This window comes from Aeromonas sp. R2-2, from assembly GCF_040908355.1.
In the GTDB taxonomy this organism is placed as follows: domain Bacteria; phylum Pseudomonadota; class Gammaproteobacteria; order Enterobacterales; family Aeromonadaceae; genus Aeromonas; species Aeromonas veronii.
The window spans coordinates 1-9,460 of record NZ_JBFODQ010000004.1; the positions used below are offsets into that span (position 1 = coordinate 1).

General features: G+C 59.1%; 10 protein-coding genes. 8 read left to right on the forward strand and 2 right to left on the reverse strand.

The features are described from left to right. The first annotated feature begins 310 nt into the window (after nt 1-310). Nucleotides 311-889, forward strand: coding sequence for a glucose-6-phosphate isomerase family protein (locus AB5Z09_RS00665; RefSeq protein ID WP_368194386.1), 579 nt, complete (start codon nt 311-313; stop codon nt 887-889). 31 nt (nt 890-920) lie between these two features. Here AB5Z09_RS00665 and AB5Z09_RS00670 read toward each other — a convergent pair whose 3' ends face one another. Then, nucleotides 921-1,928 (reverse strand): LacI family DNA-binding transcriptional regulator, encoded by a 1,008-nt coding sequence (locus AB5Z09_RS00670; RefSeq protein ID WP_236398483.1) that lies wholly within the window; start codon nt 1,926-1,928, stop codon nt 921-923. A gap of 211 nt (nt 1,929-2,139) precedes the next feature. On the opposite strand from AB5Z09_RS00670, the gene AB5Z09_RS00675 reads away from it, so the two are divergent. The 6 genes from AB5Z09_RS00675 to AB5Z09_RS00700 all read left to right on the forward strand — a co-directional run bounded on the left by AB5Z09_RS00675 (nt 2,140) and on the right by AB5Z09_RS00700 (nt 7,746). Continuing rightward, complete coding sequence (locus AB5Z09_RS00675) at nt 2,140-3,906, forward strand: class I mannose-6-phosphate isomerase (RefSeq protein WP_368194388.1); 1,767 nt, start codon at nt 2,140-2,142, stop codon at nt 3,904-3,906. A 5-nt stretch (nt 3,907-3,911) separates the two neighbouring features. Then, nucleotides 3,912-4,340, forward strand: a complete 429-nt coding sequence (locus AB5Z09_RS00680) for a PTS sugar transporter subunit IIA (protein WP_156852830.1) — start codon at nt 3,912-3,914, stop codon at nt 4,338-4,340. A gap of 9 nt (nt 4,341-4,349) precedes the next feature. Then, nucleotides 4,350-4,844 (forward strand): PTS system mannose/fructose/N-acetylgalactosamine-transporter subunit IIB, encoded by a 495-nt coding sequence (locus AB5Z09_RS00685; protein ID WP_368194390.1) that lies wholly within the window; start codon nt 4,350-4,352, stop codon nt 4,842-4,844. Between the two features lie 12 nt (nt 4,845-4,856). Beyond that, nucleotides 4,857-5,660 carry a PTS sugar transporter subunit IIC gene (locus AB5Z09_RS00690; protein ID WP_064337977.1) on the forward strand — a complete coding sequence of 268 codons (804 nt, stop codon included), beginning with the start codon at nt 4,857-4,859 and terminating at the stop codon, nt 5,658-5,660. Continuing rightward, nucleotides 5,660-6,508 carry a PTS system mannose/fructose/sorbose family transporter subunit IID gene (locus tag AB5Z09_RS00695; RefSeq protein WP_368194392.1) on the forward strand — a complete coding sequence of 283 codons (849 nt, stop codon included), beginning with the start codon at nt 5,660-5,662 and terminating at the stop codon, nt 6,506-6,508. The genes AB5Z09_RS00690 and AB5Z09_RS00695 overlap by 1 nt, the downstream gene beginning before the upstream one ends. A 74-nt stretch (nt 6,509-6,582) precedes the next feature. Further along, the gene (locus tag AB5Z09_RS00700) at nt 6,583-7,746 is read left to right on the forward strand and encodes an AGE family epimerase/isomerase (protein WP_368194394.1); all 1,164 of its coding nucleotides are present in this window, start codon (nt 6,583-6,585) and stop codon (nt 7,744-7,746) included. A 19-nt stretch (nt 7,747-7,765) separates the two neighbouring features. On the opposite strand, the gene AB5Z09_RS00705 is transcribed toward AB5Z09_RS00700, so the two are convergent. Beyond that, a complete protein-coding gene (locus tag AB5Z09_RS00705; RefSeq protein ID WP_323890088.1) occupies nt 7,766-8,017 on the reverse strand; it encodes a DUF1289 domain-containing protein in 252 nt (83 codons plus the stop codon). A 150-nt stretch (nt 8,018-8,167) separates the two neighbouring features. On the opposite strand from AB5Z09_RS00705, the gene mltA reads away from it, so the two are divergent. Then, the gene (mltA, locus tag AB5Z09_RS00710; protein ID WP_043820167.1) at nt 8,168-9,319 is read left to right on the forward strand and encodes a murein transglycosylase A; all 1,152 of its coding nucleotides are present in this window, start codon (nt 8,168-8,170) and stop codon (nt 9,317-9,319) included. Nucleotides 9,320-9,460 lie beyond the last annotated feature (141 nt).

Here is a 9,460-nt window from a genome sequence, read left to right on the forward strand (position 1 = left end):
GTTGATCTGCCGCGCTCATAACGCGCATCACAATGACAATGCCGCCCGGTCGAAAGACCGGGCGGCATTTTTTGTGTAATTTTCAGTGGAGTTGTATCTCCACCTGATGTTTTTTGTTCTTGAGGTAAACAGATAAGAAGGCTCTTCTTCATTATTTGATTGACGACTCGTTATGGTTTTTCTGGCTGAACTTTCGTCATCGAATATCTCTTTCTAATAGTGTGCTTCTCTTGTGATTAATGGATTAACCAATTAGCGTGTTTTGGCGAGGTGCAGATGCACCATCTGATAAAGCGTCACTGAGGAGTAGATGATGAAGCTGATGATCCCGCCCATGGTGGATTTTGCGACCGGCAGTTTGTCAGGTGCCGAGCTGGTGGAGAAGTGTACAAGGTTGGCTGATCTGCATGGCTTGTTTGCTGAGCCGGCGGCTGAAGCGGAGGTTGATCCGCAAACTGTGCTCTATCGCGTGGCGATGTTGCCCAGCAGTGGCGTGGAGGGGGATCTCAACATGGGCGTCACCCATCTTGAGGCCGGCAGGATAGGGAGCGCGTTTTTTATGACCCGCGGTCATATCCATGCCCGGGCCGAGCAGGCGGAGTACTACTTCGGGTTGTGCGGGACCGGCTTGCTGCTGTTGCAGGATATGGCTGGCGTCTGTCGGCTTGAGCAGGTTTTCCCCGGCAGTGTTCACCATATCCCGGGTCACGTGGCCCACCGGCTGATCAATACCGGCGAGACCCGGCTCTCTGCACTGGCGGTCTGGCCTGCCATTGCCGGTCATGATTACCGGCTGATGGCAGAGCGGGGGTTTGGCCTGCGGGTAGTCGCAGGGAAGGAAGGGGAACCTTGTGTTGTGAGCTGCGAGGTGAGTGTCTCAATCACCTAACCCTCAGCCTGCATGGGTCGTGAGCACCCCATTAGCGGCTGCCGCAAGATTGGCGTACCACCAGGGTAGGGGGCAGAATGATGCTCTTGGCCGGTTCGTCGTTGCCGCCCATCCGCTCGAGCAGCAGTTCACCCGCCTTGCGGCCAATCTCCCGTGCCGCCACCGAGACTGTGGTGAGCGCCGGTTCGACCAGCGCGGTTTCCGGCAGATCGTCAAAGCCCACCAGTGCAAAGTTCTGGCCGATGAGCCGCCCCTGCTTACGCAGCGCCAGCATGGCGCCGAGCGCCACCACATCCTGATAGCAGACCGCTGCCGTCACCTCGGGGTGCTGCTCCAGCAGCGCCGTCGTGGCGCGGGTGCCCTCTACCCGGCTGGCGCCGCAGCTGATGATCCACTCCGGTTTGGCAGTGATACCGTGTTCGAGCAGCTTGCTCATATAACCACCGAGGCGTTGGGATCGGCTGATGGAGGTGGGGGTGCCCCCAACAAAGGCGATATGACGGTGGCCGAGTTTCAACAGGTGCTCGGTCGCCAGCTGACAGCCCAGAAAGTTGTCGGTGCCGACAAAGTCTATCGCTACATCCGGCACCGGTCGCACCACCAGAATGCTGGGCATATGGCGACGTTGCAGGCTCTCGAAAAAGCTGTGGGGCGTAGGCTGGGCTGCGCAGATCACCATGCCGGCGGCGCTGTTGCGTTGCAGCGAGTCCATAAACTGCTGCTGCCTTGCCGCCGACTCCTCGCTGTTGGCAAGGAACAGCATCAAATCGTGATGCTCCATCTCCCGGCTCAGGCCCGCCGTCATCTCTGCATAGAAGGGGTTGGTAATGTCGTGCAGCAGCAAACCGACCTGATTGCTGCTCTTGTTGCGCAGGTTGGCGGCGGTCTGGTTGTAGACATAGCCGAGCTCGTCGATGGCCTTGAGTACCCGCTGGCGGGTGTGGTCGGAGATGCGTCCCTTGTTGCGCAAGGTCATGGAGACGGTGGCGGTGGAAACGCCCAGATGGCGGGCAATATCTGCAACAGTCACATTGCTCATGGTGTGGGTCCAGTCATGGTCGTGTCATCAAGATATATCGATTAACCTATGTTTCGGATGAGAGAAGGTTGCAAGTGAGAGGTTGATCACGAATTTCACCGCCCATGCCGATGATATATCCCAATGTTTGAGGTTAATCGTGTTTATCAGGTTGTGGTTAATGGGTTAATCGATTTATCTCTGTCGTAGATGTCAACGAGAGAGCAAGCCAATGATTCATTCGAGTTACATTTCCAACTACGACAAATATCCAGAAGTGACTGTTGTTGGATATGAGCGGGCCGCCTGTGCGGGATGGGATGAGATTGCTCATCAGCTGCAAGCCAAAGTGAACGGGCAAGACAGGGCGAAAGTGGTACTGGTGATCGACTGCTATCACGGCGTGGATCAGACCGAGCTACGCACCCAGCTGCTGACCAGATTCGGGCCTCACACGCTCATTGATGTGGAACAGGCGCGCCTGCCCGAACCCAAAGTGCTGGCGATGCTGGATCGCTTCATCACCGATGACAGGGTCTTTGGCGTGCTGGCACCCCACAAGATGGTGGAGTTTTTTGACCCGGTCGCCTTGGCGCGCCTGCAACAGCAGGTCGCAGAGATAGCCGAAGGTCTGGTGGTGGTGATGGGCTGCGGCGCCTCGCTGGTGGCGAAAGGGAATGTGCGAGTCTATGCCGATCTTGCCCGCTGGGAGATCCAGCAGCGTCTGCGTCGTAAAGCGATTGGCAACTGGGGCGCTGATAACACCGAAGAGGACATATTGCGCCGCTACAAGCGCGCCTTCTTCATCGAATGGCGAGTGTTTGACCGCCATAAATTGGCCCAGCTACCCACCATCGATTTCCTGCTCGACACCAACACTAGGGACAAGCCGACCATGGTAACGGGGGCGGCACTGCAACAAGGGTTGCATCAGGCGGTGCACCAGCCGTTCCGGGTTGTTCCCTTCTTCGATCCTGGGGTCTGGGGCGGGCAGTGGATGAAGCAGGTGTGTGATCTGGACCCAGCCCAACCCAACTACGCCTGGTGCTTTGACTGCGTACCCGAGGAGAACAGCCTCTATCTGCGCTTTGGCGAGGTGAGGGTGGAGATCCCGTCGCAAAACCTGGTGCTGTGCCAGCCCAGCGCCTTGCTTGGGGAGCGGGTACACGCCCGCTTTGGCGCCGAGTTCCCGATCCGGTTCGATTTTCTCGATACGGTGGGGGGGCAGCCGCTCAGTCTGCAGGTGCATCCGCTGACCGAATACATCCAGCAGGAGTTTGGCATGCACTACACCCAGGACGAGAGCTACTACCTGCTTGATGCCAAGCCGGACTCCTGCGTCTATCTCGGCACCCGCAACGGTATCGACCCGCAGGAGATGCTGGCAGATCTGGCTGCCGCCCAGCGCGGCGAAAAGCCTTTCGATGACGAGCGTTTCATCAACCGCTTCCCGGCCCGCAAGCACGATCACTTCCTGATCCCGGCTGGAACCGTCCACTGCTCGGGAGAGGGGGCCATGGTGCTCGAGATCAGCGCCACCCCCTACATCTTCACCTTCAAGCTGTGGGACTGGGGTCGGGTCGGGCTTGACGGCATTCCGCGCCCCATCCATCTGGAGCATGGCAGCAAGGTGATCCAGTGGGAGCGTGATACCGACTGGACCCGTGAACATCTGGTCAATCGCATCGAGCTCATCGCCGAAGGGGAAGGTTGGCGTGAAGAGCGCACCGGACTGCATGAGCGGGAATTTATCGAGACCCGTCGCCACTGGTTCAGTGTGCCGGTGGAGCACGACACCAGCGGCACGGTGCAGGTGCTCAATCTGATTGAGGGACGAGAGGCGACGGTGGAGAGTCCCGACAATGCGTTCACACCGTTTGTGGTGCACTACGCCGAGACTTTCATCGTACCGGCCTCGGTCGGGCGTTATCGCATCCGCCCGAGTGGCGAGAGTGAAGGGGCGACCATCGCCACCATCAAGGCCTATGTGAGGGGGTAACCAAGATGCTGAGGATCCTTATCGCAACCCATGGTTCACTGGCGCCGGCCCTGCTGGCCAGCGCCAGCATGGTCTACGGCGAGCTGCCCGCCGTAGCCACAGTCTCTCTTACCGAAGAGGGGGGAATAGAGGCGTTTCGCACCGAGTTTGAACAGACCCTGCGCCGTCATGGCGCGGGGGCTGACGGGGTGCTGGTGCTGTGCGACATGGAGTGCGGCACCCCCTACAACGTGGCATGCCGTTTTGCATTTGACCCCGACTGGCCGCAGCCGGTAGCCGTGGTGACCGGGGTGAACTTTCCCATGCTGCTGATGAGTGCCGACTGGCTGGCGGCGACCGATGTGCACGAGGCGGCCCGCCAGTTGCTGGCCCAGGCACTGGAATCCATGGTGATCGCGGCCCCGGCGGCGCACCAGCAAGATGACAACTTCTAGGAGAGCGAGATGGCGATTTCATTTGTACGCATTGACGATCGGGTGATCCATGGCCAGCTGGTGACGCGCTGGGCCAGAGAGCTGCCCTGCGACGGCATCGTCGCGATTGATGACGAGGTGGCGGCCGATCCGCTGCTCTCCCAGGTGATGATCGGCGCGGTGCCGGACACCAAGGTGTGGCTGTTCGACGTGGCGACGGCCATTGCCAAGCTGCCCAAGGTGATCGCCAGTGATAAGCGCTACTTCGTGATTGGCAAGTCGCCGGTCACCCTGCAGCGCCTGTGCGCCGCCGGGATCTCCCTGGATAATCTCAACGGCAAGATCAACGTCGGGCCCATGAGTGCCCGCGAGCAGACTACCACCATAGGCCCCAACCAGTCGGTGACGGCGCAGGAGATCGCCGCCTTTGATTACTTGGCCAATCTTGGTCACGAGATCGACTTTCGGCTGGTACCGGATGCCAGTCATTACAGCTGGGCAGATGCCCAGAAAAAGCTGAAATAGGGAGCAGAGATCATGTTTCTGGAAGCAACACTCATCGGGATACTCTGCTATCTCGGTGCTCTCAGCAGCCCCTGGCTGCTGGGCTTGACCGGTGGCTGGTACACCATTACTCGCCCGTTGGTATCGGGCATGCTGGTCGGTGCCATTCTGGGGGATATTCAGACCGGGATCCTGATCGGGGTGGCGGTGCAGGCCGTCTATATCGCCATGGTGACGCCGGGCGGTTCCATGCCGGCGGATCTCAACTTCGTCGCCTTTCCGGCCATTGCGCTGGGCATCATGTCGGGCAAGGAGCCGTCGGTTGCCGTGGCGATTGCCGCCACTATCGGCATCGCCGGGACCATCCTCTTCAACTTCATGATGGTGTTCAACTCCTACTGGAACCACAGGGCCGATGTGGCGCTGGAGCAGGGCGATGAACAGGGGGTTTACCTCAACAGCGCCATCTTCCCGCAGGCCAGCAACTTTGTGCTGCGTTTCGTGCCGACTTTCATTGCCGTCTACTTCGGCAACCAGTACATCGAAGGGTTCATGAACAGCCTGCCGGAGCTGGTGATCCGTACCATGACGGTGGTGGGCGGCATTCTGCCTGCAGTCGGCATTGCCATCTTGCTCAAGCAGATCATCAAGCAGAACAGCATGCTGATCTACTTCCTGGTGGGCTTTGTCGGCATCGTTTTTCTCAAGCTCAACATGGTGGGGCTGGTAATGATTGGGGCCCTGCTGGCGCTCATCCACTACAACTACAAGCCGGAACCACGCCCGGCAGTCGCTGCCCGTGCTGCCACCCAAACCGATGATGAGGATGAATTCTGATGAACACAGAGCTGCAATCAGGGGAACTGGCGGCCAAGCAACCGGTTGCTCTTACCTCACGGGATCTGCGTGCCTGCTGGCGTTCGTGGATGATGTACAACCTATCCTCCATGAGCTTCGAGCGACTCGAATCGTTCGGATTTTGCCTCGGCATGATGCCGGCGCTCAAGAAGCTCTATCCCGGCAAGGCTGAACGGATGGAGGCGATGAAACGCCATGCCTCCTTCTACAACACCGAGCCCCAGAGCGGCGCCATTATCAATGGGTTGGCAGTCGGGCTTGAAGAGAAGCGGGCCAATTGCGAGAAGATCGACGGTGAGACCATCAACACCCTCAAGGTCGGCCTGATGGGCCCCATCGCTGGCATCGGTGATTCCATGATCCCCGGTATGCTGGTGCCCATTCTGCTCAGTATCGGTATGGCGCTGGCGGCAGGGGGGAGTGTGCTGGGGCCGCTGTTTTACATCATCAGCTTCAACGCCATCGCCATTACTGGCTCCTACATGTTGTTTATGAAGGGCTACAAGCTTGGCACTGGTTCGGTGGAGTCTCTGGTCAGTTCCGAGTCGGCCAAGCTGCGCGAGGCGCTCTCCCTGCTCGGTGTCTTTGTGATGGGCGGTGTTGCGGCCAGTTATGTCAACCTCTCCACCGGGCTAGATTTTGTCACCTCGGACGGGGTCAATATCCAGGTTCAGAGCATGCTGGATGGCATCTTCCCCAAACTGATGCCGCTGGTGGTGGTGCTGGGTACCTGGTATCTGATGGCCAAGCGCAACGTCTCGCCGGTCAAAGCGATGCTCGGGCTGTTGGTGCTGGCCTTTTTCGGGGTCGCCATCGGTCTGTTCTGATGGGGTCAAGGCCATTTGGTCAACAATGGGAGAGCCTGGCTCTCCCTTTTTATCGCCGTTGCGAGAGGTAATTTATGCATATCGAGGTGACTGAGGCCGCACAGCGTTGCCATCGCTGGCTGGTCTCCGAGGCGCTGCCCCTTTGGGGCGCGCAGGGGGGTGACCCCGAGCGTGGTCTGTTTGCCGAGGGATTGGATAGTGCTGGCCAGCCTTTGTGGCAGCCGACCCGTTTTCGGGTACAGAGCCGCCAGATCTATGTGTTCAGCCACGCCACCCTGCTGGGGTGGTACGACGGGCGCACCCTTGCCGAGCGTTCTGCTTTGGTCGGTATGGGTCATTTTGACGATGGGGCGGGGCATAGCGTTTTCTCCATTAATCGGGATGGTTCGATTGCTGACGCATCAGTCTGCAGCTATGAATACGCGTTTGCCCTGCTGGCTGAGTGTTGGCTCTATCGTCTGAGTGGCGATCCACGCTGGCAACAACAGGCCGAGTCGCGCTATCAGGCCATTGAGCAACTCTTTTTGGACCCGCTGCACGGTGGATTCCACTACAGTTGGCCATCTGGCCCACTGCGCAGCCAAAATCCCCATATGCATCTGTTCGAGGCGCTGCTAGTAGCGGCAGACAGCTTTGATGATGTGATATGGCAGCAGCGGGCAACCGCGCTGTATCGGCTGTTTCGTCAGCGTTTTCTGGAACCCGGGTTACTGCGCGAGTTTTTCGACGATGCGCTGCTGGCGCGTCATGCCGACTCCCGTCTCATCGACCCCGGTCATCACTACGAGTGGTGCTGGCTGCTGGCACGCTACCGGACTCTTGCCAGCAGCTGGGAAATCCAGCCAACCAGCACCGAGATTGACGAGGCAATCGGGATATTGACCCGCTTTGCCATCCGCCACGGGCACGGGCAAACCGGGCTGGTGATCGATGAGCTGACCGATGATGGGCAAATCTATCGCGATACCAGCCGGCTCTGGTGCCAGACCGAACATTTGAAAGCGCTCCTGGCGGCTTATGAACAACAGGGGGATGAGGCTACCGCCTGTCAGATCTGCGAGGTGGTTGCGCGGATCTTCCACTACTACTTGTTGCCCGCGAAGCCCGGACAGTGGATTGATCAAGTGGATAGCGAGGGAAAGCCGCTGACCTCTCGTGCGCCAGCCAGCACGTTTTATCATCTGTTTGTGGCGTTTAGCGAACTGGCCCGGATCGCGGGGGTGGGTATCGGGGAGTAGGGTGGCCTATGGGAGACGTTTAAAAATCCCAGCCGGGTTGTGCTTGCGGTTCATTGAGCGCGCCTTCATGAGCCTTGCGCCGCGCAGCCTCGACCCGGCGTTTGCGATCCCGGCACAGGCGCATCACCTCTTGTTGCTGGGCAGGGGTCATGGTGAGCCAGTTGAAACGCTCCTCGCGATTGCGCAGGCACCCCTTGCAGTAGCCTTTGTTGTTCACTTCGCAGACCCCGATGCAGGGGCTCTGCAGCGGGAATATTTCGAGCTGTTCCATCCATCACCTCGCACATCCTGTCACCTTGTTATAACCCAGCGGATCCCCTTTGGAGAAATCCTGCTTCAAGTGATTGATGTCGTTTGCTTTCCCCCTGCAAATTTGGCATCTTCCCCGCCGAGCATGGCTCTTGGCGTTATATGAGGACATATGAACAAACACGCGTACTGGCTGACCGCCGCAGTGCTGGGACTGGCCGGTTGTGCGGGCAATTCTGACAAAGCAGAAGTGCCCAAAAAACAGACCGACAACAGATGCTTTCTTAACTGCGAGGTGCCGGAAAATCTGGGCAAGCAGTATCTGGACGGGACCTTGCCAGAGGATCTGGTGAGGGTGGAGCGGGTCAATAGCCGTGCGCGTGCCGACTACAGCAAGTTTGGCCTGCAAAGCAGACTGGTATTGGAGCGCTCCGGCAAGATGACCCGCCGTTATGGCGAGCTCTATCATCAGCTCTCCCGCTGGGTCGCGGGCGGTGGCAATCCTGCCGACATCACCCGTTACGGTATCAGCCTGGCTCAGCTGGGCGGCGCCGATCGCATGGGTAACGTGCTCTTTACCGGTTACTACTCGCCGGTGCTGGAGGTGCGCCACCGCCCGGATGCCAAGTACAAATATCCCATCTATGCCATGCCCAAATGTGGCGGTCGCTGTCCGACCCGGGCCGAGATCCATCAGGGGGCCTTGGCCAATCGCGGGCTGGAGCTGGGTTACAGCAAATCCCTTATCGACAACTTCCTGATGGATGTGCAGGGCTCGGGCTTTGTCCACTACGGGGATGACGATCGGCTGCAATATCTGGGCTACAGCGGCAAGAACGGCCACGGTTACGTGAGTATCGGCCGGGTACTGATCGACCGCGGTGAAGTGCCCAAAGAGCAAATGTCGATGAAGGCCATCAAGGAGTGGGCCAACCGTCAACCGGAGGAGAGCGTCAAGGAGCTGGTGGAGCAGAACCCCTCCTATGTCTTCTTCGAGCGTCGACCCACCAATGATGTGATCGGCGCCGCCGGTATCCCGCTGCTGCCGCTGGCGGCCGTTGCCGCCGACAAGACCTTGCTGCCGATGGGTACCCCGATCCTCGCCGAAGTCCCCTTGCTCGATAAAGAGGGCAATTGGACCGGCAAGCACCAGCTGCGCTTGTTGATTGCGCTGGATGTGGGCGGGGCGGTGAAGAAGGGGCACCTCGATCTCTACCACGGTATGGGTGAGAAGGCTGGCGTCGCAGCCGGTCACTACAAGCACTTTGGCCGGGTTTGGAAGCTGGGCCTGCACCACGGGCCGACCGCTGCCCCCTGGTTGTAATCCTCTGAGGGGTTGGGCGTCTGTCATCGGGCGCCCGAGCAAACCCGAACAAAGATGAAGTGACAAAAAAAGCCGCCGGATTGCTCCGGCGGCTTTCTATTTTGTGCGAGTGGCAGCTGGTGGTTGCGTCAGCTTTTCTGG

Bases quoted from the DNA above. Each gene is read 5' to 3' on its own strand.
- AB5Z09_RS00665 (WP_368194386.1), top strand. From the start codon at position 311: ATGATGAAGCTGATGATCCCGCCCATGGTGGATTTTGCGACCGGCAGT.
- AB5Z09_RS00670 (WP_236398483.1), bottom strand. From the start codon at position 1,928: ATGAGCAATGTGACTGTTGCAGATATTGCCCGCCATCTGGGCGTTTCC.
- AB5Z09_RS00675 (WP_368194388.1), top strand. From the start codon at position 2,140: ATGATTCATTCGAGTTACATTTCCAACTACGACAAATATCCAGAAGTG.
- AB5Z09_RS00680 (WP_156852830.1), top strand. From the start codon at position 3,912: ATGCTGAGGATCCTTATCGCAACCCATGGTTCACTGGCGCCGGCCCTG.
- AB5Z09_RS00685 (WP_368194390.1), top strand. From the start codon at position 4,350: ATGGCGATTTCATTTGTACGCATTGACGATCGGGTGATCCATGGCCAG.
- AB5Z09_RS00690 (WP_064337977.1), top strand. From the start codon at position 4,857: ATGTTTCTGGAAGCAACACTCATCGGGATACTCTGCTATCTCGGTGCT.
- AB5Z09_RS00695 (WP_368194392.1), top strand. From the start codon at position 5,660: ATGAACACAGAGCTGCAATCAGGGGAACTGGCGGCCAAGCAACCGGTT.
- AB5Z09_RS00700 (WP_368194394.1), top strand. From the start codon at position 6,583: ATGCATATCGAGGTGACTGAGGCCGCACAGCGTTGCCATCGCTGGCTG.
- AB5Z09_RS00705 (WP_323890088.1), bottom strand. From the start codon at position 8,017: ATGGAACAGCTCGAAATATTCCCGCTGCAGAGCCCCTGCATCGGGGTC.
- mltA (WP_043820167.1), top strand. From the start codon at position 8,168: ATGAACAAACACGCGTACTGGCTGACCGCCGCAGTGCTGGGACTGGCC.